This window comes from Oceanimonas doudoroffii, from assembly GCF_002242685.1.
In the GTDB taxonomy this organism is placed as follows: Bacteria; Pseudomonadota; Gammaproteobacteria; order Enterobacterales; family Aeromonadaceae; genus Oceanimonas; species Oceanimonas doudoroffii.
In genome coordinates this window covers 18,039-44,522 of sequence record NZ_NBIM01000003.1, presented here as the reverse complement: position 1 = coordinate 44,522, position 26,484 = coordinate 18,039, and the positions used below count along the sequence as shown (strand labels likewise).

At 61.0% G+C, this 26,484-nt stretch carries 32 protein-coding genes; 28 read left to right on the top strand and 4 right to left on the bottom strand.

The window, feature by feature from the left end:
• Positions 1–6: 6 nt before the first annotated feature.
• Entirely contained in the window at positions 7–960 is a 954-nt protein-coding gene (rfaD, locus tag B6S08_RS11130; RefSeq protein ID WP_094200890.1) for an ADP-glyceromanno-heptose 6-epimerase, read from the bottom strand.
• On the opposite strand from rfaD, the gene B6S08_RS11125 reads away from it, so the two are divergent.
• The 10 genes from B6S08_RS11125 to glpG all read left to right on the top strand — a co-directional run bounded on the left by B6S08_RS11125 (position 953) and on the right by glpG (position 10,595).
• Positions 953–1,798: a TetR/AcrR family transcriptional regulator gene (locus tag B6S08_RS11125; protein ID WP_094200889.1), complete on the top strand. Its 846-nt coding sequence runs from the start codon at positions 953–955 to the stop codon at positions 1,796–1,798. The genes rfaD and B6S08_RS11125 overlap by 8 nt on opposite strands.
• 96 nt (positions 1,799–1,894) lie before the next feature.
• Entirely contained in the window at positions 1,895–3,085 is a 1,191-nt protein-coding gene (locus tag B6S08_RS11120) for a glycine C-acetyltransferase (RefSeq protein ID WP_094200888.1), read from the top strand.
• 11 nt (positions 3,086–3,096) lie between these two features.
• Positions 3,097–4,122 (top strand): L-threonine 3-dehydrogenase, encoded by a 1,026-nt coding sequence (tdh, locus tag B6S08_RS11115; protein ID WP_206063493.1) that lies wholly within the window; start codon positions 3,097–3,099, stop codon positions 4,120–4,122.
• A gap of 436 nt (positions 4,123–4,558) precedes the next feature.
• Complete coding sequence (locus tag B6S08_RS11105; protein ID WP_370462282.1) at positions 4,559–5,674, top strand: branched-chain amino acid ABC transporter substrate-binding protein; 1,116 nt, start codon at positions 4,559–4,561, stop codon at positions 5,672–5,674.
• Between the two features lie 84 nt (positions 5,675–5,758).
• Positions 5,759–6,682, top strand: coding sequence for a high-affinity branched-chain amino acid ABC transporter permease LivH (livH, locus tag B6S08_RS11100; RefSeq protein ID WP_094200886.1), 924 nt, complete (start codon positions 5,759–5,761; stop codon positions 6,680–6,682).
• Positions 6,679–7,920, top strand: a complete 1,242-nt coding sequence (locus B6S08_RS11095; protein ID WP_094200885.1) for a high-affinity branched-chain amino acid ABC transporter permease LivM — start codon at positions 6,679–6,681, stop codon at positions 7,918–7,920. Before livH ends, B6S08_RS11095 begins: the two co-directional genes overlap by 4 nt.
• Positions 7,917–8,681 (top strand): high-affinity branched-chain amino acid ABC transporter ATP-binding protein LivG, encoded by a 765-nt coding sequence (gene livG, locus B6S08_RS11090; protein WP_094200884.1) that lies wholly within the window; start codon positions 7,917–7,919, stop codon positions 8,679–8,681. The genes B6S08_RS11095 and livG overlap by 4 nt, the downstream gene beginning before the upstream one ends.
• On the top strand, positions 8,681–9,385 hold the full coding sequence (locus B6S08_RS11085) for an ABC transporter ATP-binding protein (RefSeq protein ID WP_094200883.1): 705 nt from the start codon (positions 8,681–8,683) through the stop codon (positions 9,383–9,385). Before livG ends, B6S08_RS11085 begins: the two co-directional genes overlap by 1 nt.
• 44 nt (positions 9,386–9,429) lie before the next feature.
• A complete protein-coding gene (glpE, locus tag B6S08_RS11080; protein ID WP_094200882.1) occupies positions 9,430–9,750 on the top strand; it encodes a thiosulfate sulfurtransferase GlpE in 321 nt (106 codons plus the stop codon).
• Positions 9,747–10,595: a rhomboid family intramembrane serine protease GlpG gene (gene glpG / locus B6S08_RS11075; RefSeq protein WP_094200881.1), complete on the top strand. Its 849-nt coding sequence runs from the start codon at positions 9,747–9,749 to the stop codon at positions 10,593–10,595. The genes glpE and glpG overlap by 4 nt, the downstream gene beginning before the upstream one ends.
• Here the strand turns inward: glpG and B6S08_RS11070 are convergent.
• The gene (locus B6S08_RS11070) at positions 10,573–10,974 is read right to left on the bottom strand and encodes a flagellar basal body-associated FliL family protein (protein ID WP_094200880.1); all 402 of its coding nucleotides are present in this window, start codon (positions 10,972–10,974) and stop codon (positions 10,573–10,575) included. The two genes, glpG and B6S08_RS11070, sit on opposite strands and share 23 nt — an antisense overlap.
• 115 nt (positions 10,975–11,089) lie before the next feature.
• Here B6S08_RS11070 and B6S08_RS11065 point away from each other — a divergent pair, with 115 nt between their 5' ends.
• From B6S08_RS11065 to B6S08_RS11035, 7 genes are all read left to right on the top strand, one after another.
• A complete protein-coding gene (locus B6S08_RS11065) occupies positions 11,090–11,677 on the top strand; it encodes a chorismate--pyruvate lyase family protein (RefSeq protein WP_094200879.1) in 588 nt (195 codons plus the stop codon).
• Positions 11,674–12,546 (top strand): 4-hydroxybenzoate octaprenyltransferase, encoded by an 873-nt coding sequence (gene ubiA / locus B6S08_RS11060; RefSeq protein WP_094200878.1) that lies wholly within the window; start codon positions 11,674–11,676, stop codon positions 12,544–12,546. Before B6S08_RS11065 ends, ubiA begins: the two co-directional genes overlap by 4 nt.
• Before the next feature lie 78 nt (positions 12,547–12,624).
• Positions 12,625–13,239: a transcriptional repressor LexA gene (lexA, locus tag B6S08_RS11055; protein ID WP_094200877.1), complete on the top strand. Its 615-nt coding sequence runs from the start codon at positions 12,625–12,627 to the stop codon at positions 13,237–13,239.
• Positions 13,240–13,443: 204 nt separating this feature from the next.
• Entirely contained in the window at positions 13,444–14,589 is a 1,146-nt protein-coding gene (coxB, locus tag B6S08_RS11050) for a cytochrome c oxidase subunit II (RefSeq protein WP_094200876.1), read from the top strand.
• Between the two features lie 18 nt (positions 14,590–14,607).
• A complete protein-coding gene (gene ctaD / locus B6S08_RS11045) occupies positions 14,608–16,203 on the top strand; it encodes a cytochrome c oxidase subunit I (protein WP_206063492.1) in 1,596 nt (531 codons plus the stop codon).
• Positions 16,203–16,730 carry a cytochrome c oxidase assembly protein gene (locus B6S08_RS11040; RefSeq protein WP_094200874.1) on the top strand — a complete coding sequence of 176 codons (528 nt, stop codon included), beginning with the start codon at positions 16,203–16,205 and terminating at the stop codon, positions 16,728–16,730. The genes ctaD and B6S08_RS11040 overlap by 1 nt, the downstream gene beginning before the upstream one ends.
• Before the next feature lie 13 nt (positions 16,731–16,743).
• A complete protein-coding gene (locus B6S08_RS11035) occupies positions 16,744–17,613 on the top strand; it encodes a cytochrome c oxidase subunit 3 (RefSeq protein WP_094200873.1) in 870 nt (289 codons plus the stop codon).
• 18 nt (positions 17,614–17,631) lie between these two features.
• Here B6S08_RS11035 and B6S08_RS11030 read toward each other — a convergent pair whose 3' ends face one another.
• A complete protein-coding gene (locus B6S08_RS11030; protein WP_094200872.1) occupies positions 17,632–17,835 on the bottom strand; it encodes a DUF2909 family protein in 204 nt (67 codons plus the stop codon).
• Positions 17,836–17,863: 28 nt separating this feature from the next.
• On the opposite strand from B6S08_RS11030, the gene B6S08_RS11025 reads away from it, so the two are divergent.
• The 11 genes from B6S08_RS11025 (at position 17,864) to B6S08_RS10975 (ending at position 25,888) form a co-directional block, all read left to right on the top strand.
• The gene (locus B6S08_RS11025) at positions 17,864–18,541 is read left to right on the top strand and encodes an SURF1 family protein (protein WP_094201070.1); all 678 of its coding nucleotides are present in this window, start codon (positions 17,864–17,866) and stop codon (positions 18,539–18,541) included.
• Complete coding sequence (locus B6S08_RS11020; RefSeq protein ID WP_094200871.1) at positions 18,531–18,962, top strand: hypothetical protein; 432 nt, start codon at positions 18,531–18,533, stop codon at positions 18,960–18,962. Before B6S08_RS11025 ends, B6S08_RS11020 begins: the two co-directional genes overlap by 11 nt.
• Positions 18,963–18,970: 8 nt before the next feature.
• Positions 18,971–20,002, top strand: coding sequence for a COX15/CtaA family protein (locus B6S08_RS11015; protein WP_094200870.1), 1,032 nt, complete (start codon positions 18,971–18,973; stop codon positions 20,000–20,002).
• Positions 19,939–20,835, top strand: coding sequence for a heme o synthase (cyoE, locus tag B6S08_RS11010; RefSeq protein ID WP_094200869.1), 897 nt, complete (start codon positions 19,939–19,941; stop codon positions 20,833–20,835). Before B6S08_RS11015 ends, cyoE begins: the two co-directional genes overlap by 64 nt.
• A complete protein-coding gene (locus B6S08_RS11005; protein WP_094200868.1) occupies positions 20,828–21,472 on the top strand; it encodes an SCO family protein in 645 nt (214 codons plus the stop codon). Before cyoE ends, B6S08_RS11005 begins: the two co-directional genes overlap by 8 nt.
• A 33-nt stretch (positions 21,473–21,505) precedes the next feature.
• Positions 21,506–22,867: an MATE family efflux transporter DinF gene (dinF, locus tag B6S08_RS11000; RefSeq protein WP_094200867.1), complete on the top strand. Its 1,362-nt coding sequence runs from the start codon at positions 21,506–21,508 to the stop codon at positions 22,865–22,867.
• 4 nt (positions 22,868–22,871) lie between these two features.
• Entirely contained in the window at positions 22,872–23,348 is a 477-nt protein-coding gene (locus B6S08_RS10995; protein WP_094200866.1) for a tRNA (cytidine(34)-2'-O)-methyltransferase, read from the top strand.
• A gap of 91 nt (positions 23,349–23,439) precedes the next feature.
• A complete protein-coding gene (locus tag B6S08_RS10990) occupies positions 23,440–23,733 on the top strand; it encodes a hypothetical protein (protein ID WP_094200865.1) in 294 nt (97 codons plus the stop codon).
• Between the two features lie 94 nt (positions 23,734–23,827).
• Positions 23,828–24,727: a cation efflux pump FieF gene (fieF, locus tag B6S08_RS10985; RefSeq protein ID WP_094200864.1), complete on the top strand. Its 900-nt coding sequence runs from the start codon at positions 23,828–23,830 to the stop codon at positions 24,725–24,727.
• Between the two features lie 26 nt (positions 24,728–24,753).
• Complete coding sequence (gene cysE, locus B6S08_RS10980) at positions 24,754–25,536, top strand: serine O-acetyltransferase (protein WP_094200863.1); 783 nt, start codon at positions 24,754–24,756, stop codon at positions 25,534–25,536.
• 142 nt (positions 25,537–25,678) lie between these two features.
• Positions 25,679–25,888 carry a cell division protein ZapB gene (locus B6S08_RS10975; RefSeq protein WP_094200862.1) on the top strand — a complete coding sequence of 70 codons (210 nt, stop codon included), beginning with the start codon at positions 25,679–25,681 and terminating at the stop codon, positions 25,886–25,888.
• A 73-nt stretch (positions 25,889–25,961) separates the two neighbouring features.
• Here the strand turns inward: B6S08_RS10975 and rraA are convergent, their stop codons facing one another.
• Positions 25,962–26,447, bottom strand: coding sequence for a ribonuclease E activity regulator RraA (rraA, locus tag B6S08_RS10970; RefSeq protein ID WP_094200861.1), 486 nt, complete (start codon positions 26,445–26,447; stop codon positions 25,962–25,964).
• Positions 26,448–26,484: the final 37 nt, after the last annotated feature.

Here is a 26,484-nt window from a genome sequence, read left to right as displayed (position 1 = left end):
CGTCCCTTACTTGTTCAGCCAGCTCATGTACTCGGCCACGCCCTCGGCCACGGTCTTGAACTCGTGGGGGTAACCGGCGGCACGCAGCTTGGTGAGATCGGCCTCGGTAAAGCTCTGATAGCGGCCCTTCAGGTGGTCGGGAAAGGGAATGTATTCCACCTGGCCCTTGCCGTGAAAGTCGATGACGGCATCGGCCACGTTCTGGAAGGGTTCGGCACGGCCGGTGCCGCAGTTGAAGATGCCGGACACGTCCGGGTTTTGCCAGAACCAGAGGTTGACCTTGCACACGTCGCCCACATAGATGAAGTCGCGCATCTGGCCGCCGTCGCCGTAGCCGTCACAGCCGGCGAACAGCTTGGGGTTTTCGCCCTTGTGCAACTGGGTGTTGAGATGAAAGGCCACGCTCGACATGCTGCCCTTGTGCTGCTCTCGGGGGCCGTATACGTTGAAGTACTTGAGGCCGACGACCTGAGAGTTGATTTCCGGCATCAGGCGGCGCACATACTGGTCAAACAGCTGCTTGGAGTAGCCGTACACGTTGAGCGGCTGCTCGTATTGCGGTTCTTCGATGAAGTTGTCGTTGCGACCGCCGTAGGTGGCGGCGGAAGAGGCGTAGATAAACGGAATTTCCCGCTCCAGGCAGTAGTGCAGCAGATCCTTGGAGTACTCGTAGTTGTTCTCCATCATGAACTTGCCGTCCCACTCTGTGGTGGCGGAGCAGGCGCCTTCGTGGAAGATCACCTCAATGCCACCCCACTCCTCGAACTCGTCGCCGGACACGATGCGGTGCAGAAACTCGTCTTTGTCCAGATAGTCGGCGATGGTCAGATCGACCAGGTTGACGAACTTGGTGCCGTCGGTCAGATCGTCGATCACCACCACGTCGGTGCGGCCTTGCTCGTTCAGGGTTTTTACCAGGTTGCTGCCGATAAAGCCGGCACCGCCAGTTACAATGATCATCGTTGTTCGCCTCTTGCTGGCCGAACCCGGGTTCGGCAATTCGAAGAAAAGTGGGCGCAAGTTTACCATGCCCTGCGGCCAGAAAACTAACCCGCTGCCGGCGACGGGTGTGGCGGCGGCACTGTGTTACTATTCAGTTATCATTTCGTTGTTATTGCGTGCCGTGGCTATCCCCAAGAAAACCCGGGACCGCATTCTGGCTGCCGCCCTTGAACTGTTTAATGAGCGGGGCGAAGCCCGGGTGACCACCAATCATATTGCCGCCTACCTGGGCATCAGCCCGGGCAACCTCTACTATCACTTTCGCAACAAGAACGACATTGTTCGCTGTATTTTCAAACAGTATTGCGCACATTTAACCAAAAGCTTCACGCCGGCCACCGGCTCGGCCAGCGCCAGCCCGGCACTTTGGTTTCATTACCTGGATGCGGTGTTTTATGTGATGTGGGAGTTCCGTTTTTTTCACGCCAATCTCGAGGACATTCTGCGGCGGGATCCACAACTGCACGCACAATACCTCGAGGTGCAGCGGCGGCTGGAGGGCCATTTGCAGGCGCAGCTGCGGGAATTCAATGCTCGGAAAGTGCTGGCCGTGCCCGAGCAAGACATCGCCACCCTGGCGCAAACCCTGACATTGATGGTGTCCTGCTGGGTGAGTTACCGGCGCATGCAGTTGCTTCAGCCCTGCATCATCCAGGCGGTGCTTTATGAGGGAATGGTGCGTGTACTGATCCTGCTCAAGCCCTATTTCCATGAGAATAAAGGACTCGAGCTAGACCAGGTTCTGGCACATTATCACGCCCTGGCCGCCAGCCCCGGTGATCCCTTTCACAAATAGCCGAAGAAGGTGGAATAAGTTATGAGTATCACCCAATGAGGTAGTAAAATGGTCTGAATTGAACCCAGATAGCCACATGGAAAACGGGAGTTTGTTATGTCGTCGGCATTTTATGCTTACTTAACCGAGCAGTTGGAAAACACCAAGGCAGAAGGCCTTTTTAAGAAGGAGCGGGTGATCAGCTCTCCTCAGAGCGCCGCCATTCGCGTGGGCGAACAGGAGGTTATCAACTTCTGCGCCAACAACTATCTGGGACTGGCCAACCATGAGCAACTGGTTGAGGCGGCGCAGCAGGGCCTGCAAAGCCATGGCTTTGGCATGGCTTCGGTGCGTTTTATCTGTGGCACCCAGGATCTGCACAAGCGGCTGGAAACTGCCTTGTCTTCCTTCCTCGGCATGGAAGACACCATTCTCTACACCTCCTGTTTTGATGCCAATGCCGGCCTGTTTGAAACCCTGTTGGGCCCGGAAGACGCCATTATTTCCGATGCGCTGAACCATGCTTCCATCATCGACGGCGTGCGCCTGTGCAAGGCCAAACGCTACCGCTATGCCAACAACGACATGGCCGAGCTGGAAAGCCGGCTGCAGCAGGCCGAGGCCGACGGCGCTCGCTTCAAACTGATTGCCACCGACGGCGTTTTCTCCATGGACGGTGTCATCGCCAACCTGAAGGGCATCTGCGATCTGGCCGATCAGTACAATGCTCTGGTGATGGTGGACGACTCTCACGCCGTCGGTTTTGTTGGCGAGCAAGGCCGGGGTACCCATGAATACTGCGAGGTGATGGACAGAGTCGATATCATTACCGGCACCCTTGGCAAGGCCCTGGGTGGTGCCTCCGGCGGTTACACCTCGGGCAAGAAGGAAGTGATCGACTGGCTGCGCCAGCGCTCCCGGCCCTACCTGTTCTCCAACTCGGTGGCGCCGGCCATCGTCGCCGCCTCGATCAAGGTGCTGGAAATGCTGGAGAACGGCGACGCTCTGCGGCAAAAGGTGCGGGAAAACAGCGACTACTTCAGAGAGCAAATGACCGCCGCCGGCTTTACCCTGGCCGGTAAGGATCACGCCATTATTCCGGTGATGCTGGGCGACGCCGCCCTGGCGGCGCAAATGGCCGACAAGCTGCTGGAAAAAGGCATTTATGTTATCGGTTTCTCTTTCCCGGTGGTGCCCAAGGGCCAGGCCCGCATTCGCACTCAGATGTCGGCGGCCCACAGTCGTGAGCAGCTGGATCGGGCCATTGCGGCCTTTACCGAAGTGGGTCGAGAACTGGGCGTGATCTGAGGAGAATCAACATGAAAGCACTGGCAAAACTCAAGGCCGAACCGGGCATTTGGATGACCGAGGTGGCCGAACCGGAACTGGGTCACAACGATCTGCTGATCAAAATCCGTAAAACCGCCATCTGCGGCACCGACATTCATATCTACAACTGGGATGACTGGTCGCAAAAGACCATTCCGGTGCCCATGGTGGTGGGCCACGAATACGTGGGAGAGGTGGTAGCCATCGGTCAGGAAGTGCGCGGCTTTGCCATCGGCGACCGGGTTTCCGGCGAGGGTCACATCACCTGTGGCCATTGCCGCAACTGCCGTGGCGGCCGTACCCACCTGTGCCGTAACACCGTGGGCGTGGGCGTGAACCGGGAAGGGGCCTTTGCCGAATATCTGGTGATTCCGGCCTATAACGCCTTCAAATTGCCCGATGAAATCTCCGACGATCTGGCGTCCATCTTCGACCCCTTTGGCAACGCCGTGCACACCGCGCTGTCGTTCGATCTGGTGGGCGAAGACGTGCTGATCACCGGCGCCGGCCCCATCGGCATCATGGCCGCCGCCGTGGCCCGCCATGTGGGCGCGCGCCACGTGGTGATCACCGACGTTAACGAATATCGCCTCGATCTGGCCCGCAGCATGGGCGTGACCCGGGCGGTCAACGTGGCCACCGACAACCTGAGTGATGTTATGGCCGAGCTGGGCATGACCGAGGGCTTTGACGTGGGCCTGGAAATGTCCGGCGTGCCGGCGGCGTTTCAGGACATGCTGGCCAAGATGAACCACGGCGGCAAAATCGCCATGCTCGGAATTCCCCCGTCCGACATGGCCATTGACTGGAACCAGGTGATCTTCAAGGGGCTGGTGCTCAAGGGCATTTACGGCCGGGAAATGTTTGAAACCTGGTACAAGATGGCCAGCCTGATCCAGTCCGGCCTGGATCTGAGCCCCATCATCACCCACCACTTCAAGGTGGACGACTTCCAGCAGGGCTTTGACACCATGCGCTCCGGCCAGTCCGGCAAGGTGATCCTCGACTGGCAGTAAGCCTGGCGTGCCTGACATACCGCAGTAAGTCGGCCAAAGGGCACTGCCTCACGACACGCCGTACACCCTTCCATGGGGGCTCCGCTGCGCCATCCCTGACGCAGAGGGTCGTGATGCAGTTGCCCTTTAACTTCCTCGCCAGCACATCAGTTGTTTGTCCGGCTGGCTCTTGCCAGCTGAAGCTCGCACTGAATGATACTCCCGTCTCCCGTCTCCCGTCTCCCGTCTCCCGTCTCCCGTCTCCCGTCTCCCGTCTCCCGTCTCCCGTCTCCCGTCCCCAGTTCACCTGTCCTCCAGCTCATCCATTCCGATTCACAAATCCACCCGGTCCCATACGAAGCATTTTCCCCTTGTGCTAATTTCGTACAAGGGTTAGAACAGAGAAGACGGCCGAAGCCCCTTCGGCGGTACCCGATTTCGAATAGAGGATGTTCGTATGGTGACAAGGAATAAAAAGGTGGTGGCCATGGCGGTGTTTGCCGCCCTGGGATACGGCGCGGCGTTTTCTGCCCAGGCCGACAACATCAAGATTGCCATTGCCGGCCCCATTACCGGCCCGGTGGCTCAGTATGGCGACATGCAGTTTACCGGCGGCCGCATGGCGGCGGAGCTGATCAACAAATCCGGCCGGCTGGGTGAGCACACCCTGGAAGTGGTGGAGTTCGACGACGCCTGTGATCCCAAGCAGGCGGTGGCGGTGGCCAACCGCATCGTCAATGACGGCATTCAGTTTGTGGCCGGTCATCTGTGCTCCGACAGTACCCTGCCGGCGTCCGACGTCTACGACGACGAAGGCATTCTCATGGTGACCCCGGCGGCCACCAGTCCCACCATTACCGAGCGGGGCCTGGAATTCGTCATGCGCACCATCGGCCTCGACAGTGATCAGGGCCCCACCGCGGCGCGTCACATCGTCGACAAGGTCAAGCCTGAGCGCATCGCCATTATTCACGACAAGAAGCAATACGGCGAAGGCCTGGCTTCCAGCGTGCGCGACGCCCTGAAAGACGCCGGCGCCAATGTGGTGGCCTATGAGGGCATTACCTCCGGCGACAAGGACTTCTCGGCGCTGATCGCCAAGCTGCAGCGGGAGCAGGTGGACTTCGTCTATTACGGCGGCTACCACCCGGAGCTGGGGCTGATTTTGCGTCAGTCAGCCGAAAAGGGCTTCAAGGCGCGCTTTATGGGGCCGGAAGGGGTGGGCCACAAGGATATTACCTCCATCGCCGGTGACGCCTCGGAAGGCCTGCTGGTGACCCTGCCCAAGAAGTACGATCTGGATCCGGCCAACGCCGATATCGTGGCCGCCATTCAGGCCAAGGGTGAAGACCCCACCGGGCCTTTTGTGTGGACCACCTATGCGGCGGTGGAAGCCATTGCCGAGGGTATTAAACGGGTCGGCGCGGACCCGGAAGCGGTGGCCACCGCGCTGCGGGCCGAACCGGTCGACACCGTGATGGGCCCACTGGCCTGGGACGACAAGGGCGATCTTACGGGCTTTGAGTTCGGCGTGTTTGAATGGCACAAGGACGGCTCCTCCACCCAGCTGTAACGGCCGGCCGTTACTCCATCGTCAGCAGGCGGGGTTGCCCCGCCTGCTGACGGCGCTCATCGTGCTACGACAAGGAAAGGTTGTATGTCCGAGCCCCTTCTTTACTTTATTCAGCAGCTGCTTAACGGCCTGACCATCGGCAGCACCTATGCCCTGATCGCCATCGGCTACACCATGGTGTACGGTATTATCGGCATGATTAACTTTGCCCACGGCGAGGTGTACATGATCGGCGCCTACGCCGCCTTTATGGTGATGACGGCGCTGACCATGGCCGGCATCGACAGCACCGCCCTGCTGCTGTGCGGCGCCTTCGCGGTGAGCATAGTGCTGACCAGCGTCTACGGCTATTCCATCGAGCGGGTCGCCTACCGGCCGCTGCGCCACAGCAAACGGCTGATTGCGCTGATTTCCGCCATCGGCATGTCCATTTTTCTGCAGAACATGATGCGCCTGGCGCAAGGCTCCCGGGATATCGCCATTCCGCCCCTGCTGCCCGGCGGCTGGAGCTTTGGCGGCGAGGGCTTTCAGGCCACCCTGTCCTATATGCAGCTGATCATCTTCGTGGTCACCTTTATTGCCATGACCCTGCTGTCGCTGTTTATTTCCCGCTCGCGCATGGGCCGGGCCTGCCGGGCCTGTGCCGAAGATCTGAAAATGGCCAACCTGCTCGGTATCAACAGCAACAGCATCATCGCCCTCACCTTTGTCATCGGTGCCGCCCTGGCGGCGGTGGCCGGGGTGTTGCTGGGCTCCTACTACGGCGTCATCAACCCCTACATCGGCTTTATCGCCGGGCTCAAGGCCTTTACCGCGGCCGTGCTCGGCGGCATTGGCAGCATTCCCGGGGCCGTACTCGGTGGCCTGCTGCTGGGGGTGACCGAGGCCATGACCGGCGCCTATTTCAGCACCGAATACAAGGATGTGGTGTCCTTTGGCCTGCTGATCTTCGTGCTGCTGTTCATGCCCACCGGCATTCTGGGCAAACCGGAGGTGGAAAAGGTATGAGCAAACTGAAACCTGCACTCATTGCCGCCGCCCTGTTTCTGCTGCTGGCGGGCTGGCTGCTTGGTCTGCGGCTGGAAACCGAAGGCACTCGGCTGGTGGTGGCCAATCGGCTGGACGCCAGTTGGCAGTGGCTGGCACTGGGCGCCGGCCTGGTGTTTCTGGCCCAGCTGTTTGCCGAGCAGTGGCGCAAACCCTTTCGTTTTCTGGCGGAACGCAAGGGCGGCTTTGCCCTGCCGGCGCCGGAAGAGCAGCCCTGGCTGTATCGCATTGTGTCCGTGCTGGTGCTGGCGGCCCTGCTGGTGTGGCCCTTTATGGGCTCTCGCGGCGCGGTGGATCTGGCCACGTTAACCCTGATTTACGTCATGTTGGGGCTGGGCCTCAACGTGGTGGTGGGCCTGGCCGGCCTGCTCGATTTGGGCTACGTGGCCTTTTACGCGGTGGGGGCCTACAGCTATGCCCTGCTCAATGCCTATTTTGGCCTGGATTTCTGGACCTGCCTGCTGCTGGGCGGCGCCCTGGCGGCACTGTTCGGGTTTTTGCTGGGCTTTCCGGTGCTGCGGCTGCGGGGGGACTACCTGGCCATCGTGACCCTGGGATTTGGCGAGATTATTCGTATATTACTCAACAACATGACCGAGATCACCGGCGGCCCTAACGGTATTGCCGGCATTCCCAAACCCACGCTATTCGGACTGGAGTTCGACCGTCGCGGCGACAACACCTTTCACGAGTTTTTTGGCATCGCCTACAACTCGGGCTACAAGGTGATCTTCCTTTACCTGCTGGCGCTGGTGCTGGTGGTGCTGACCATCTTTATCATCAACCGGCTGCTGCGCATGCCCCTGGGACGGGCCTGGGAGGCGTTGCGGGAAGACGAAATCGCCTGCCGCTCACTGGGCCTCAACCCCACCCTTATCAAGCTCAGTGCCTTTACCATTGGCGCGGCCTTTGCCGGCTTTGCCGGCTGCTTCTTTGCTGCCCGGCAGGGCTTTATCAGCCCCGAGTCCTTTGTGTTTATCGAGTCGGCCATCATTCTGGCCATCGTGGTGCTGGGGGGCATGGGCTCGCAGATTGGTGTGGTGTTGGCGGCCATCATCATGACCATACTGCCGGAGCTGACCCGGGAATTTAACGAATACCGCATGTTGCTGTTTGGCCTGTTGATGGTGCTGATGATGATCTGGCGGCCGCAAGGGCTGCTGCCCATGCACCGCCCTCACATGGAGCTGAAATCATGAGTGAATTGCTGAACGTATCCGGCCTCACCATGCGTTTTGGCGGCCTGGTGGCGGTAGACGGGGTGGCGCTCACCATGGCGGAGCGGCAAATTGTGTCTATCATCGGCCCCAACGGCGCCGGCAAGACCACGGTATTCAACTGCCTGTCGGGATTTTACCGGCCGAGCGGCGGTACGGTGCGCTTTCGCGGCCAGGCCATTGCCGGCCTGCCGGGCCACAAAATCTCCCGTCTGGGCATGGTGCGTACCTTTCAGCATGTGCGCCTGTTCAGGGAAATGACGGTGCTGGAAAACCTGCTGGTGGCCCAGCATGCCCATCTCAACACCAATTTTCTCGCCGGCCTGCTGAAGACCCCGGGTTTTCGCCGGGCCGAGCGGGAAGGGCTGGAGCGGGCCCATTACTGGCTGGAGAAGGTCAACCTGACCGAGTTTGCCAACCGCGCCGCCGGCAATCTGGCCTATGGCCAGCAGCGCAGGCTGGAGATCGCCCGCTGCATGGCGGCACGACCGGCCCTGTTGATGCTCGACGAGCCGGCGGCGGGGCTCAACCCCAACGAGACTCAGGAGCTGAACCGGCTGATTCAGGATCTGCGTGATAACGAAGGCGTCAGCGTGCTGCTGATTGAACACGACATGAAGCTGGTAATGGACATTTCCGACCATATTTACGTGGTCAATCAGGGCCGCCCCCTGGCCGACGGCGACCCCGACGCGGTGCGCAGCCACCCGGACGTGATCAACGCCTACCTGGGAGAAGCCTGATGCTGCATGTCGACAATATTTGCGCCCATTACGGCAAGATTCGCGCCCTGGAAGACGTTACCGTGCACATTGAGCAGGGGGAAATCGTCACCCTGATCGGCGCCAACGGCGCCGGCAAGACCACATTAATGATGAGCATCTGCGGCGATCCCCGACCGTCTCGGGGCCGGGTGCTGTATGAAGGCCAGGATCTGTCCGGGCTGGATACCGCCGCCATCATGCGCCGGGACATCGCCATCGTGCCGGAAGGGCGGCGCATTTTCGCCCGGCTCACGGTGGAGGAAAATCTGCACATGGGTGCCTTTTTCGTGGACAAACGCGAGCACGGCGGGCTGATGGCCGAGGTGTTTGCCATGTTCCCCCGGCTCAAGGAGCGCCGCCACCAGCGTGCCGGCACCATGTCCGGCGGCGAGCAGCAGATGCTGGCCATTGGCCGGGCGCTGATGAGCAAGCCCCGGCTGCTGCTGCTGGACGAGCCCTCGCTGGGGCTGGCGCCCATTATCATCAATCAGATCTTTGACACCATTGCTCAGTTGCGGGAAGAAAAGGGCATGACCATCTTTCTGGTGGAGCAGAACGCCAATCAGGCGCTCAAGCTGGCCGACCGGGGCTATGTGCTGGAAAACGGCCGGGTGGTGCTGGCCGACACCGGCGCCGCCCTGCTGGTGAACGAACGGGTACGCAACGCCTATCTGGGCGGCTGAGGCTGAATTGGGTACACTGGCGCCACATTAATGAGGAGGAATTCATGGATCAGTTTGCCCATATTTCGGTGGATGAAGCCCACGTCATGCTGAGCGAGGGCCGGGCCCGGCTGGTGGATATTCGCGACCCCCAGTCCTTTGCCCTGGCCCACGCCGAGGGTGCCTTTCACCTCACCAACGACAGCCTGGTGAGCTTTACCAACGAGGTGGATTACGAGGTGCCGGTGATTGTGATGTGCTATCACGGCATCAGCAGTCAGGGCGCCGCCCAGTACCTGATCAATCAGGGCTTTGAGGAAGTCTACAGCCTGGACGGCGGCTTTGAGGCCTGGCGGCGCAGTCAGGCGGTGGTCGGCCAGTCGTGAAGGCGCTGCTGGTGCTCGACGATCCGCGCCGGGCCCAGGCCTTTGTGGACTACCTGAGTGAGCTCGGCCTGCACTGTGAGCTCACCCAGGACGACGACGGTAATGTGCATATCTGGCTGGTGGACGAGTCTCGTTATGAGCAGGCCCACCGGGAAGTAAAACGCTTTCTCGCCGAACCCTTTCACCCCCGCTATCAGGAGGCGTCCTGGAAGCGGGGAGACAGTCATGCCCGCTTTGCCGATGGTCCCCGGCAAGCCGGCTGGATCAGCGATCTGCTGCGCCAGACCGGTCCGGTCAACCTGCTGGTGCTGCTGGCCTGCCTGCTGGTTTATGGCCTGAGCTGGCTGGGGCTGCCCATGTTCGGCGTGCTGTCTTTCCCGCCCCGGGCAGAATGGCTGCTGGGGGTGGAATTCTGGCGCGCCTTTACTCCGGCGCTGATGCATTTCTCCCTGATGCACCTGGTGTTCAACCTGTTCTGGTGGTGGTATCTGGGCGGCATGGTGGAGCGACGGCTGGGCAGCGGCAAGCTGCTGGTGCTGCTGCTGGTGGCGGCGGTGCTGCCCAACCTGCTGCAGTTCTGGGCCAGCGGGCCGCGTTTCGGGGGGCTGTCGGGGGTGGTGTATGCGCTGCTGGCCTACGTCTGGTTCAGCGGCCGACTCAACCCGGCCCGGGGCATCGGCCTGCCCGACGGCATGGCGGTCTTCATGGTGGTGTGGCTGGTGCTGGGCTTTGCCGATCTGCTGGGCACGCCGGTGGCCAATATGGCCCACCTGGGCGGCGCCCTGATCGGCCTGCTTCAGGCCTGGCTCGACAACCGCCGCACTACTGGTAAAGAAAGGTCGTAAACAGCAGACGGCGCACCGGGGTCTGGCCGGTTTCCTCGAGCAGCAGTTCGTTGAGCCGCTCCCGGCCCTGATCGGCCAGTTCGGTGCGGGCCGGCAGGGAGCGGATTTCCTGCCGGCTTTTCTGGGCCAGCAGATCATTCAGCGCGTCCCGCAGCAGCGGCATATTCTCTTCCACCACCGTCAGCTGATCCGGTCGTTCCAGCATCAGATCCACCGCCACTCGCACATAGCCCAGGTTTTGTCCTGAGTTCTGGTAGTTGGTAATAATGTCCGGTGTCATGGTGTAGTATATGGGCCCGGCAGGCGCCGCCGGTTCATCCTGGGCGCTGAGCGGGCCTGCGCTGACCAGCAGCAGGCAGAGGGCAACAAACCGAAACATATGAGTCTCCGACGAGTAAGCGAGCGGGCATTGTTTAAATATTTGCCGGCCAAGTCAATCGGCGGGTGCCCGGTGAGGCCGGGCTGTGACCGGAGCAGGACCAGAAAGCAATTGTATGTCTTTGTTGTTTGATGAACAAAACACGGCCCCCAGCGCCGATCACCTCTGGCGCTGGGGAAGCGAAACGCCGGCTGCGCCGGTGCTGAATGCCTGGCTGCATGACACCGGCTCACTGACCCGGCTATTGCGCCGGCACTGCCGGCAGTTTGAGGTGCAGCTGTTGAGCGATGCCAGCCTGCGGTCGCTCACACCGACCCAGGCGGAACTGCTCGGCTGTGACCAGGCCTTTTGTCGAGAGGTATTGCTGTGCTGTGACGGCCGGCCCTGGGTCTATGCCAGCTCGCTCTATTCTTCCGCCACGCAACGGGCGCTGCCGGCGCTGGCCGGGCTGGGCTCCCGGGCGCTGGGTGAGCTGATGTTCGAGGCGCCGGATCTGGAGCGCACGCCCTTTGAGTTCGCGCGCCTGAATGCTACTGAATATCGGCGACTGGCCGAGCGTACCGGGCTGAACGCCGGCTTTGCCCCTGCGCCCTGGGCGCGCCGCTCCACCCTCAGCACCGGCGCCGCCCGAGTGCTGGTGACCGAACTCTTTTTGCCGGCTTCGGCTCTCTATCAGGACACAATGCAGGACACGACCTCATGACCACCCTGACTTCTCCTTCCCGACCGCGCTGGCGCGCCTACATGGCCCTGGCCCGGCTCGACAAGCCCATTGGCACCCTGCTGCTGCTGTGGCCCACCCTGTGGGCACTGTGGATTGCCGCCGACGGGTTACCGTCACCCTGGCTGCTGCTGGTGTTCGTGGCCGGGGTGTTTTCCATGCGCTCCGCCGGCTGTGTGATCAACGACTACGCCGACCGCCATATCGACGGTCATGTCAAGCGCACCCAGGCCCGGCCGCTGCCCGCCGGTGAACTCACCGAGCGCCAGGCGCTGGGCTTTTTTGCCCTGCTGGTGGGCATTTCCTTTGTGCTGGTGCTGACCACCAATGCCTTTACCATTGGCCTGGCCTTTGCGGGTCTGTTCTGGGCGGCGCTCTATCCCTTTATGAAGCGCTTTACCAACCTGCCTCAGCTGTTTCTCGGCATCGCGTTTTCCTGGGCCATTCCCATGGCCTTTGCCGCCCAGAGCAACAGCCTGCCCGCCGGCCTCTGGTTGCTGTTTGCCGCTAACCTGACCTGGACCGTGGCCTACGACACCATGTATGCCATGGTGGATCGGGACGACGACCTCAGAATCGGCGTCAAGTCCACCGCCATTCTGTTTGGCCGGCGTGACAAGCTGATTGTGGGCCTGCTGCAACTGGCTACCCTGTTGCTGCTGGTGGCGGCGGGCCGAGCGTTTGAACTGGCCGCCCCCTTTTACTGGGGCCTGCTGGCGGCCGCCGGCCTGTTTGTGTATCAGCAGCGTTTGATTCGCGATCGGGAGCGCATGCCCTGCTTTCGCGCCTTTCTCAACAACAACTACGCCGGCATGGCGGTGTTCGCCGGCCTGGTGCTGGCGCTGTGGTAAGTGGAAGGCTTTGGGGCTTGCTCTGGACTCATTACTGGATATACTGACAGTTAACTGTATAAACAGACAGGTTTCATCATGAAGGCCCTTACTCCCCGCCAGTCGCAGGTGCTGGACATTATCAAGGAACACATTCAGCAAACCGGCATGCCGCCCACCCGGGTGGAAATTGCCAAGGTGCTGGGGTTCAAGTCCGCCAATGCGGCGGAAGAGCACCTCAAGGCGCTGGCCAAGAAGGGCGTGATTGAAATCATGCCCGGCACTTCCCGGGGCATTCGCCTGGCCGGGGAAGAGGCGGAAGAAGAACAGGGCCTGCCGCTGGTGGGCCGGGTGGCCGCCGGTGAACCCATATTGGCGCAACAGCACATCGAGAGCCATTACCGGCTTGATCCCGGCTTGTTCCACCCCTCTGCCGACTTTCTGTTGCGGGTGCAGGGCATGAGCATGAAGAACATCGGCATCATGGACGGCGACCTGTTGGCGGTGCACAAAACCCAGGAGGTTCGCAACGGCCAGGTGGTGGTGGCCCGGCTCGACGACGAAGTGACCGTCAAGCGCTTTCAGCGCACGGGCAGCAAGGTCAGCCTGATCCCGGAAAACGAAGAGCTCTCGCCCATTGAAGTGGATCTGCGCAGCCAGGAGCTCACCATTGAAGGCCTGGCCGTGGGCGTGATCCGCAACGGTGATTTCTAACGTCGTCGTTTCAACCGGCAGGCCCCTGCCTGCCGGTCCTTTCTTCACTCAGGCCCGTTACAGCCCCTATTCCCCCATCCTCAGTCCTAAAATCTTTATATTTTACATTTCCTTGAGTGCTGCTTTACTTAGAGTCAGCCGAGCCTAAGGGATGTAGTCGTTCGGCACACATTCATTCCAGACTTGAGTACTCCGGGTGACAGGATGAAACGATTGGGGGTGCGCGTGAAGCCGATTCTGCTGTTGCTATTGTCCTTGCTGGTCTGCCTGCCTACGCGGGCGCAGACCCGTCTTAACATGACCGAAGGGGTCACCGAAATCAGCCAGCAGGTTTACGGCCTGCACATGACCATCCTCATTATCTGTGCCGTTATCGGCTTGGTGGTGTTCGGGGTCATGTTCTGGGCCATTATTCACCATCGCAAGTCAAAAGGGGCCAAGGCCGCCCAGTTTCACGAAAGCACCAAGGTCGAGATCCTCTGGACCATTATTCCCTTTCTCATTCTGGTGGCCATGGCCATTCCCGCCACCAAAACCCTGGTGGCGATGGAAGACGCGTCCGAACCCGATCTCACCGTGCAGGTCACCGGCTCTCAGTGGAAGTGGCATTACCGCTACTTCGACGAAGACGTCGAATTTTTCAGCCTGCTGGCCACCATGCCCCAGCAGATTGCTGGCACGGTGACCAAGGGAGACAACTACCTGCTGGAGGTGGATTATCCCCTGGTGCTGCCCACGGATCGCAAGGTGCGTTTCCTGATCACCTCCGACGACGTCATTCACTCCTGGTGGGTGCCGGCCTTTGCGGTGAAAAAGGACGCCGTGCCCGGCTTTATCAACGAGGCCTGGACCCGCATTAACGAGCCCGGCCTGTACCGGGGTCAGTGCGCCGAGCTGTGTGGCAAGGATCACGGCTTTATGCCCATCGTTGTGGATGCCCGCTCACCCGAGGAATTTGATGGCTGGCTGGCTCAGGTCAGGGCCGAACAGGCCGAGGCCAGGGCCGCCGAGCAGGAACTGCTGGCCATGAACATGAGCCGGGAGGAGCTGATGACCCTGGGCGAGCAGGTTTACCAGAAAGCCTGCGCCGCCTGTCACCAGGCCAATGGCGAAGGCATTCCCGGTGCCTTTCCAGCCCTTACAGGCAGCGACATGGTGCTCAATGACAGGGCCGGCCATATCAACATAGTGCTGTACGGCAAGGCGGGCACCGCCATGCAGAGCTTTGACAAGCAGCTGGCGCTCAAGGAGCTGGCGGCGGTGATCACCTATGAACGCAATGCCTGGGGCAACGACACCGGGGATCTGGTACAGCCCAAGGACATTCATCAGGCCAGACAGGGACAATAGGGGGCAGTGATGGCGCAGATGGATCGCACTGAAACCGCGGACATTCACCTGGTGGGAGAGGAGCATCATCACGGCCCCGCCCGGGGACTGGGCCGCTGGCTGTTTACCACCAACCACAAGGACATCGGCAGCCTCTACCTGCTGTTCAGCCTGACCATGTTCCTGCTGGGGGGCGCCATGGCCATGGTGATTCGGGCCGAGCTGTTTCAGCCCGGGCTGCAACTGGTGGAGCCCAACTTCTTTAACCAGATGACCACCATGCACGGACTTATCATGGTGTTCGGCGCCGTCATGCCCGCCTTTGTGGGCCTGGCCAACTGGATGATTCCCATGATGATAGGGGCGCCCGACATGGCGCTGCCGCGCATGAACAACTGGAGTTTCTGGATACTGCCCTTTGCCTTTGTGCTGATGCTGAGCTCGCTGTTTGTGCCCGGCGGCGGCCCCAACTTCGGCTGGACCTTCTATGCACCGCTGTCGACTACCTATGGTCCCGACAGCACCGCCCTGTTTGTGTTTGCCATTCACATCATGGGCATCAGTTCCATCATGGGGGCGATCAATGTCATTGTAACCATATGGAATCTTAGGGCGCCGGGCATGACCTGGATGAAGTTGCCGCTGTTCTGCTGGACCTGGTTGATCACCGCCTTTCTGCTGATTGCGGTGATGCCGGTGCTGGCCGGCGCCGTGACCATGGTGTTGACCGACAAGTATTTTGGCACCAGCTTCTTTGAGGCAGCCGGGGGCGGGGATCCGGTGATGTTCCAGCATATTTTCTGGTTCTTTGGCCATCCCGAGGTATACATCATGATATTGCCGAGTTTCGGCATTATCTCGGCCATCATTCCCGCTTTCAGCCGCAAGCCGCTGTTTGGCTACGCCTCCATGGTGTATGCCACCGCCTCCATCGCCGGGCTCAGCTTTCTGGTGTGGGCCCACCACATGTTCACCGTGGGCATGCCGGTGGCGGCGGAGCTGTTCTTCATGTACTGCACCATGCTGATTTCGGTGCCCACCGGGGTTAAGGTGTTCAACTGGGTGGCCACCATGTGGCGGGGCTCCATCAGCTTTGAAGTGCCCATGCTGTTCGCCCTGGCCTTTATCGTGCTGTTTACCATGGGTGGCTTCAGCGGCCTGATGCTGGCCATTACTCCGGCCGACTTTCAGTATCACGACACCTACTTCGTGGTGGCCCATTTCCACTATGTGCTGGTGTCGGGTGCCATCTTCTCCATCATGGCGGCGGCCTATTACTGGCTGCCCAAGTGGACCGGTCACATGTTCGACGAGCGCCTGGCCAAATGGCACTTCTGGTGCTCCGTGGTATCGGTCAACCTGCTGTTCTTTCCCATGCACTTTCTCGGCCTGGGCGGCATGCCCCGGCGCATTCCCGATTATTCGCTGCAGTTTGCCGACATCAATGCCCTGGTCAGCATCGGCGGCTTTGCCTTTGGCCTGTCCCAGCTGATCTTCGTGGCGGTGCTGGTGAAGTGCATTCGCGGCGGCGAGCGGGCCCAGGCCAAACCCTGGGAGGGCGCCGAAGGGCTGGAGTGGACGGTGCCGTCGCCGGCACCCTACCACACCTTTGAAACGCCGCCGGAGGTGAAGTGATGGATCACGGCAGGAAGGCCCTGCGGCTGGGCGGACTGGCCCTGGCCATGTTCGGCTTTGGTTTTGCCCTGGTGCCCTTGTATGACGTGTTCTGCGACATCACCGGGCTGAACGGCAAGACCGACACCACGGCGGCGGTAGCGGCGAAACGGGTGGATGAACAGCGGCTGGTCACGGTGGAGTTCATCACCTATCAGAACACCGGCCTGGGCGGTGAATTTTCCCCTTCGGTGCGTCGGCTGAAAGTGCATCCGGGCGAGATGCACAGGGTGGACTTTACCGTGACCAATCCGGGGGTGGACAACCGGGTGCTGCGGGCCATTCCCTCGGTGTCACCGGGGAGGGCGGCGGGTTACCTGCGCAAGACCGAGTGTTTCTGCTTTGAGGAGCAGCCCCTTGATGGCCTGGCGCGAGCGGTAATGCCCATGAGTTTTTACGTGGACGAGGCGCTGCCCGACGATATTGAGGTATTCACCCTGTCCTACACCCTTTACGACATCAGCGAGCAGGTGGCCAGCGAAGGCTGACAAGGAGGCTAGCATGGCGGTCAAGACGGAAAAATATTATGTACCGGCGCAAAGTCCCTGGCCTATTGTCGGCGCCGTTGGCCTGTTTTTGCTGGCCTCGGGGGCAGGTATGTGGGCCGCCGGCATTGCCGGCATTGCCGGGCCTGTGGTGTTTGCCGCCGGCACCCTGGTCATGACGGTCATGCTGTTTGGCTGGTTTTCCAATGTGATCAGCGAATCCCATCAGGGCCTGTACAGCGAACAGATGGACAGATCCTTTCGTCAGGGCATGACCTGGTTCATCTTTTCCGAAGTGATGTTTTTTGGCGCTTTCTTTGGCGCCCTGTTTTATGCCCGCATTCTGGCGGTGCCCTGGCTGGGGGGAGCCGGCAACAACGCCATGACCCACGAGGTGCTGTGGCCGCAGTTTCAGCCTATCTGGCCGCTGCTGACCACCCCGGGGGGCATGGAAACCACCGCCATGGGCTGGCTGGGATTGCCGCTGATCAACACCGTTATCCTGTTGACCTCGTCGGTGACGGCGCACCTGGCCCACCTGGCCCTGCTGCAGGAGCAGCGTGACCGAATCAAGGCCTGGCTGGGTGCCACCGTGCTGCTGGGGGTGTTGTTTCTGGCGCTGCAGATCTGGGAGTACGTGCATGCCTACCAGGATCTCGGCCTGCGGCTCGACTCCGGCATTTACGGCAATACCTTCTTTCTGCTCACCGGCTTTCACGGCGCCCACGTTACCCTGGGTACCCTGATGTTGTTCATTATGTGGCTCAGGGTTAACAAGGGACACTTTACACCGGCTCAGCATTTTGGCTTTCAGGCCAGCAGCTGGTACTGGCACTTTGTGGACGTGGTCTGGCTGTGTCTCTTCGTTTTTGTCTATATTTTGTAGTGTCTCGATTGAATCTTATTATGGCGTGGGGTTGGGGGTCAGCAGGCCGGTGGCCAGGGCAAGAATCAGCAGTATGACGATGATCACCGCAAACAGCAGCCGCCGGCCAATGTAGCGCGCCATCAGTGCCGGGTCCCGCCGGCTGAGCAGGGCCCCCAGCCCCAGCGCCAGGTTACCGATCATCAGCAATAACAACAGCACAATCAGCAGTTTGAGCAGCATGTATCACGCGTATGAAAAGGATGGAACCTTGATTATAGGTAAGCGTGGCGGATTACTGGTGCTGACCGCGGCCATCAGTGCCCTGATGGTGTTCATGGGGATGTGGCAGTTGTCCCGGGCCGACGAAAAGCGCCAGCTATTGCAGGAGTGGCAGCAACGCAGCCAGATGGAGCTTGAGCTGAAAGAGGCCCTGGCCATGCACAGCCCCTTTGGCTACCGGCTGCGGACCAGCGGTGTCTATCTTGCCGGCGGCGAGTTGTTTCTGGACAACCAGATTGAGCAAGGCCGGGCTGGCTACCGGCTGATTCGGCCGTTGCAGACGCCTCAGGGCCTGCTGGCGGTGGACAGCGGCTGGTGGCCGGCCAGTGCCGATCGTTCCCGCCTGCCAGCGGTCAACCCTCCCGATGACCATGCCCTGGAGCTCACCGGCGTGCTGGTGCGTCCCTGGCAGCCGCCGCTGTCACTGGGGAGGGAGCGGGATGCCCATCCTCGGCGCCTTTCCAGCCTGGAGCCGGCCCTGCTGACCGAGCGCTGGGGGCAGCCGGTGTTGCCGGTGGTGCTGAAAACCGACGGCGGTGGCGATGGTTGGCAGCCGGTGGTAATGGGGCCGGAAAAGCACCTGGGCTACGCGGTGCAGTGGTTCACCATGACAGTAGCCATCTGGCTGGCAGCCTGGTGGTGGTATCGGAGGGGACATGAAGCATAAACCGGTATTGGCCCTGGTGGGGGTTTTTGTGTTACCTGTGGCGCTGGCCTGGCTGGTGCTGGCTCAGGGCTGGTTTACCCCCGGCGTGCGCGGTCACGGCGAATGGGTGGAAGGACATATCGATGCGGCGACGCAGTGGCGGCTGGTGCTGGTCACGCCTGCGCACTGTGATTACTGCGCGTCGGCCACCGAGCTGCTCAATAACCTGGATCTGGCCCTGGGTCGGGACGGGGACCGGGTCCGAGTGGAACAACAGGCCGCCGGTGAAGGGCTGGTGCCGGGATTTGTCTATATTGCCGATCCACCGGGCATGCTGGTGATGCGCTACCCGATGGGTGCGGACGAGGTGCAAAACCGCGAGACCGGCAGAGATCTGCTGAACGATCTGCGCCGGTTGCTGAAATATTCCCGGGCCGGCTAGGAGGTGCCATGCAGAAGCTTTGTGGCGTTGCCTTTATTCTGACCCTGGTGGTGGTGGTGTTGGGTGCCTGGACGCGGCTCACCGACGCCGGGCTGGGCTGTCCCGACTGGCCCGGTTGTTACGGCTTCAATTATGTGCCGGCCACGCCGGGAGAGCATGCCCTGGCCGCCGAGCGTTTTCCCGATGCGCCGCTGGAAGTGACCAAGGCGCGTAATGAAATGATCCATCGTTATGCCGCCGGTACCCTTGGGCTGACCATACTGCTGATGGCGGTGGGCTCGCTCAGGCGGGCCCACCGCCACTACCGGGCGCCGGCATGGCTGTTGCTGGCCATGGTCACGGGGCAGGCAACCCTGGGTATGCTCACCGTGACCCTCAATTTGTTGCCCTTCGTGGTGATGGGACATCTGCTGGGCGGCTTCAGCATTCTGGCGCTGCTGTTCTGGCTCTTGTGCCGAGGGCAGCGCAGTGCCCAGAGGCATTCACTGGATCGTAGCCTGGCGCCCTGGTTCTGGGCGGCACTGCTGGCGCTGGTGGTACAGATTGCCCTGGGAGGCTGGACCGCGGCCAATTACGCGGCCATGGCCTGCACCGAGCTGCCGGTGTGCCAGGGAGACTGGGTCGGCCAGTGGCAATGGAGCGCCTTTCACCCCCACGGCATGCCCGCCGAGACCTATCAGTATGGCGTGCTCAGCCAGGCGGAGCGGGCCACCATTCATGCCGCCCACCGGTTGTGGGCCATGGTAACCGTGGTGCTGCTGCTGGTGCTGGCGTGGCGGCTACTGCGCCAACCCGGGTTGCGCAACTGGGGAGTTATGCTGGCGATTATGGTCATGGTGCAGCTGATGCTGGGAGTGGCCAACGTGGTGTTGCACCTGCCGCTGTGGGTGGCAGTGGCCCATAACGGCGGCGCGGCCGTGTTGTTGCTGATTTTGACGGGAACAGGAACACGCCTGTGGCGTGGCAGGGAGGCAAAATGGCACGAAGCGAGTTACTGTCCGCCCACCGGACCCTGGTCTGGCGGGATTACTTCGCGCTGACCAAACCCAAGGTGGTGGCGCTGATACTGCTCACCGCCGTGGTCGGCATGTTTTTAACCGAGGCGTTGCCGTCTGCGCTGACGGTGTTGGCGTCCACCCTGGGCATTGGCCTGATGGCGGGGGGGGCGGCGGCCATCAACCATGTGCTGGACCGACGTATCGATCTCAAGATGGCTCGTACCCACCACAGGCCGGTGGCCCAGGGTAGAGTGGCCACCGGGCCGGCACTGGCCTTTGCGCTGGCGCTGTCGGCCAGCGGACTGGCAGTGCTGCTGGTGCTGGTCAATGCCCTGACCGCCTGGCTGACCCTGGCGTCCCTGCTGGGTTATGCGGTGGTATACACCGTCTGGCTCAAGCGGGCAACGCCCCAGAATATTGTCATTGGCGGCTTGGCCGGAGCCATGCCGCCACTGCTCGGCTGGACCGCGGTCAGCGGCGAGTTTCACGGGCATGCGCTGTTGCTGGTGATGATCATCTTTACCTGGACGCCGCCCCACTTCTGGGCCCTGGCCATTCACCGCCGGGACGATTATGCCAAGGCAGAGATTCCCATGCTGCCGGTGACCCACGGCATTGAGTTCACCAAAACCTGTGTGTTGCTCTATACCCTGTTGCTGACCCTGGTGTGCCTGCTGCCCTGGGTGGTGAGCATGTCGGGGCCGGCCTACCTGCTGGGCTCGCTGGCGCTCAATCTGCGCTTTGTGCAGTGGGCCTGGCGGCTCAAGTTTAGACCCGGGCCGCAAACCGCATTACAATGCTTCCGCTTTTCCATCAGTCACCTGATGTGGCTCTTTGTCCTTATTCTGGCGGATCACTGGATCGATTATGGCTAACACAAGCAAGCTGATTTGGCTGCTGGCACTGACCCTGCTGGTAGTGGGGACCCTGAGCGGTACGGCCTGGTACCAGGGCAGGAATACCCTGACCGAGGCGGCAGTGGTCTATCCCGAACCCCGTCCCCTGGCGCCCATGGCGCTGACCGACGCCGATGGCCGGCCCTTTACCGAGCGGCAGTTTCGTGATCACTGGAGTCTGGTGTTTCTGGGTTACACCTTTTGTCCGGATATCTGCCCCACCACCCTGGCGGATCTGGCCCGGGTTTACCCGCAACTCAGGCAACTGAGTGACAAGGCCCAGGTGGTGTTTGTCTCCGCCGATCCCGGCCGGGATACGCCCGATCGGCTCAAGGCTTATACCGCGCACTTCAGCCCGGAGTTTATTGCCGCCACCGCCGACCACAGCATCCTGATGCCGGCGGTGCAGCAGCTGGGGCTGATTTACGGTGTGCACGAGCGGGGTGAGCAGGACTACCTGGTGGATCATTCCGCTTCCATCGCCCTGATTAACCCTAACGGTGAGCTGCACGCGTCATTTCGTCCGGTGTTTGACGAGGGCAGCGGCATCCCGCTGGTGGATTCCCAACTGCTGCTGCAGGACTTCAAGCGTATCGTCGGCCGCTGGCGCGGCTGATGTTTTCACCTTCTTTTTCTGTTTGAGTCGTTCTTGAAAACCTCCTTTTTCAATGCCGCCCGGCATCGCCGGGTCTTTGCCCTGGCCCTGCCCATGGTGCTGTCCAACATCACCGTGCCGCTGCTGGGGCTGGTCGATACCATGGTGATCGGTCACCTGGAGCAGGCGTATTACCTGGGCGGCGTGGCGGTGGGTGCCACCATCATCAGCCTGCTGTTTTTTCTGCTGGGTTTTTTGCGCATGTCCACCACCGGGCTGGCGGCTCAGGCCTTTGGCGCTCGGGATGAGCAACGACTGCTAAGCGTACTGGCCCGGGCGCTGTTGCTGGCCTGGGGGCTTGCCTTGCTGCTGTTGTTGCTGCAAACGCCCATTATCGAACTGGCCTTTTCCCTGGCCGGCGCCAGTGCCGAGGTGGAAACCTATGGCCGCCAGTATGTGAACGTACGCATCTGGAGTGCGCCGGCGGCGCTCACCAACCTGGTACTGCTGGGCTGGTTGCTGGGCAACCAGAATGCCAGGGCGCCCATGTGGCTGCTGATCCTGGGCAACGGCGCCAATATTGTGCTCGATATCTGGTTTGTGGTGGGACTGGGCTGGCAGGTACAGGGCGCCGCCGCCGCCTCCGTGCTGGCAGACTACGCCGCCACCGCCCTCGGTGCCTGGCTGGTATGGCGTACCCTGGACCGGCGCGGGCTGCGGCCGGCCCCCGGGTTCTGGCGCGACGCCCTGAACGGCGCGGCCTTTCGCCGCCTGCTGGGGCTGAACCGGGACATTTTCATTCGGGCGCTGTGCCTGCAGCTGACCTTTGTCTTCATGACCTTTCAGGGCGCCCGGCTGGGGGACCAGGTGGTGGCAGCCAACGCCGTGCTGATGAACTTTCTGATGTTTATCTCCTACGGCATGGATGGCTTTGCCTATGCCGCCGAAGCCATGGTGGGTAAGGCCATCGGCCGGGGCAGCCAAGTGCGTTTTCGGCTGGCCTGTGGACTCAATCTGTTCTGGGGCGCCCTGGTGGCGGTGGCGTTTACCCTGGTGTTCGCCCTGGCCGGGGACGCCCTGGTGCATCGCATCACCACCATTGCCGAAGTGCGCGAACAGGCCGGCCGGTTCCTGCCCTGGCTGGTGGCCATGCCGCTGGTGTCCTGCTGGTGCTTTGTGCTGGACGGCATCTTTATCGGCGCCACTCAGGGCCGGGCTATGCGCAATATGATGCTGGTTTCCACCCTGGGGGTGTTCTTTCCGGTGTGGTGGCTTGGCCAGGGGCTGGGCAACCACGCCCTGTGGCTGGCCATGCTGTGTTTTATGGGGGCCCGGGGCTTGACCCTGGCTTGGGCCTGGTGGCAGCTGGATGGCCGACGCGCCTTTGTTCCCGACGTTTTGCCCGCGGAGAAATAACGCCATGTTTGAAATCGCCCTTTACGAGCCGGAAATCGCACCCAATACCGGTAATATCATGCGGCTGGTGCGCAACAACGGTTGCCGCCTGCACCTGATTGAGCCGCTCGGCTTTAGCCTGGATGAAAAGCGGCTGCGCCGGGCCGGGCTGGACTACGCGGATTACGGTCGGATTAGCGTGCATGAAAGCTACGGCGCCTTTTTGCAGGCCATGGCCGGGCGGCGCATCTTTGCCTGCACCACCAAGGGCAGCCGCCACCATCACGAGGTGGCCTATCAGCCCGGCGACGTGTTGCTGTTTGGTCCCGAGACCCGGGGGCTGCCCGAGGCCGTGCTGACGGAAGTGGCCCCCGACTTTCGAATTCGTATTCCCATGCAGGCCGACAGCCGCAGTCTCAACCTGTCCAATGCGGTGGCGGTGATCAGTTACGAAGCCTGGCGTCAGCAAGGGTTTGCGGGGGCCATTTCGGCCTTATCTTGAATAAAAATGACACGCAATTAATTGTGGTTGTTTATTGAGCAGTCTGGCCTACACTTGGTGACGGTATGTCGTCAACCAGGAGGAGAGTGCCATGCTGAACAGACGATTTAACTGTACCCTGATGGATGCCGAGCACCCAATGGCAAAAATGGTATTGCATCCCACGGGCGAACTGGAAGTGGATGTGGCCGAGCGGCGGCAGCACTTTTCGGTCGATATCGATCATGTACTGTTTCGCCGCAGTGAACAAAGCATGGAGCTGGTCTGTGAGGAAACGGCCGGTGTTCCATTTTGCCTGGCGCTGTCGGCTCAGGACGCCTTTGCGCTTTATCACCTGATGGAGGACAGCCGCGAAGAACTGGAAGAGCTGATGAGCGACCTTTAAGGTTCATCGGCGCACAAACAACAAGCACCGGGAAAACATCACGGCCGGTGCAGGTGAGCGCTATAATGGCGCAAATTCCTGCACCGGCCGACTCATGTCTTCATCCTATTCTCGCCTGGTTACCACCGCCGCCACGGCGGCCACCCTGGTGGCCGGCCTGCTTATCATCATCAAACTGGTGGCCTGGTTTTATACCGGCTCCGCCAGCATGCTGGCCTCGCTAACTGACTCGCTGCTGGATATCAGCGCGTCGCTGATTAACCTGATGGCCATTCGCTACGCCCTGGCGCCGCCCGATGAGGAGCATCGTTTCGGTCACGGCAAGGCTGAGTCTCTGGCCGGCCTGGCCCAGTCGGCCTTTATCTGCGGCTCGGCGCTGTTTTTGCTGTTCAACGGCGTGGCCCACCTGCTCAACCCGGCTCCGGTGGCCAACGCGGCCACCGGCATCGGGGTAACGCTGTTTTCCCTGGCCCTGACCGGCCTGCTGCTGCTGTATCAGCGTTATGTGATTCGGAAAACCCGGTCACTGGCGATTCAGGCCGATCAGCTGCACTATCGGGCCGACCTGCTGCTCAACCTGGCGGTATTGCTGGCCATAATGCTCTCCGGCTGGGGTTGGTATCGCGCCGACGGCCTGTTTGCGGTGCTTATCGGTGGTTATATTTTGGCCGGCGCCCTGAGAATAGGTTACGATTCCGTGCAGATGTTGCTCGACAGACGGTTGCCGGATGAAGAGCAAAAGCGCATTATTGAATGCTGTCTGGCGGTGGAGGGAGTGCAGGGGCTGCACGCGCTGCGCACTCGGCGGTCGGGCCGGACCCGCTTTATTCAGCTTCACCTGGAGCTGGATGATCACCTGCCCCTGGTGCGCGCCCACCGCATCGCCGACACGGCAGAGCGAACCCTGAGACAGCAGTTCGCCGATGCCGACATTATCATCCATATGGATCCTGTCTCGGTAGTGCCTTTCGGAAGCCGGTCCGAAAGCAAGTGAACATACATTTTAAACAAGGTTTACCCATGGAAGACGGCATACAATCCAGAACCTGGCTGCGCATTCGTGAAGAAGCCAAACGCATGATTGTGGAAGAGCCCATGCTCGGCAGCTTTTTTCACTCCACCATCCTTAACCACGACACCCTCAAGTGTGCCCTGAGTTTCATTCTCGCCAACAAGCTGGAAAGCCTGGTCATGCCGGCGATTTCGCTGCGGGAAGTCATCGAGGTGGCGCTGGACGAGGAGCCCGCCATTCTGGACATGGTGGCTACCGATATCTGCGCGGTGCAGGAGCGGGATCCGGCGGTTGAGCTGTTTTCCACCCCTCTGCTTTACCTCAAGGGGTTTCATGCCCTGCAGGGCTATCGCATTTCCAACTGGCTGTGGCGCCATGGCCGCCGTTCCCTCGCCACCTATCTGCAAAACCAGATTTCCGTGGTGTTTGGGGTGGATGTGCATCCGGCGGCCCGTATCGGCAAGGGCATCATGTTTGATCACGCCACCGGCATAGTGGTGGGGGAAACCGCGGTGATCGAGAATGATGTGTCCATTCTGCAGGGGGTAACCCTGGGTGGCACCGGCAAGGAGTGCGGTGATCGCCATCCCAAGATTCGCGAAGGCGTGATGATAGGGGCCGGTGCCAAGATTCTGGGTAATATCGAGGTGGGCGAGGGCGCCAAGATTGGTGCCGGCAGCGTGGTGCTGGAGCCGGTGCCGGCCCACACCACGGTGGCCGGTGTGCCGGCCCGGGTGGTGGGTCGGCCGGGCTCGGACAAGCCTTCCCTCGACATGAGTCAGAATATCTGACGCAGGGATTTGACCGAACCGGCATAATTTTGCGGCAAACGACGTTCCGCCCGGTGCGGCGTCTTGTTGTCGGTGCGGGCCCAAGGTATGCTCGGGCTTGTGGGCCGGATGGCCGGTAAACGTGAATTACAGGGGTTAGCACATGTCTTTTGATGTACTGGAAAAGCTGGAAGCCAAGATCCAGACCGCGGTTGACACCATCTCTTTGCTGCAGATGGAAGTGGACGAGCTGAAAGAACAAAACGGCAAGCTGGACGACGAAAACCAGCAACTGCGTCAGCAGCATCAGGCCTGGCAGGATCGCCTGCAGGCACTGCTGGGCAAGATTGATCAGGTGGAAGAAAGCGCCTGAGCGGGCATCGCGCACGCATAAAAAACGCCGGCGCTTGCCGGCGTTTTTTATGCGTGCGCACTCATGTCGAACACTATTCGATATCCAGCGCTTCCGGCGACAGAATAATGCCGGTGGTATCGGCGTAAAGGTGATCTTCCGGCAGGAAGGTGACGCCGCCGAAGTTGACCGGTACGTCCATCTCGCCAATGTCGTTGTCGTCGGCCCCCACCGGAATGGAAGCCAGCGCCTGAATGCCGATATCGGTGTCTTCCAGTGCGTCCACCTCGCGCACGCAGCCATAGCAGACAATGCCTTCCCAGCCGTTTTCCGCCGCGGTCTCGGCGATTTCGGCATCGATCAGCGCCCGGCGCAATGAGCCGCCGCCGTCAACCAGCAATACCCGGCCCACGCCGCTTTGCTTTACCGCCTCGAGGATCAATCCGTTGGACTCAAAGCATTTGATGGTGGAGATCATGCCACCAAAGGAGCTGCGGCCCCCAAAGGTGGAAAACATGGGCTCGACCACGTCGACCATATCAATGTAGGTATCGCACAGTTCAGAAGTATTGTATTCCATGGAGTCAGCCACGTCTGAAGACAAGGTATCTTCCAGT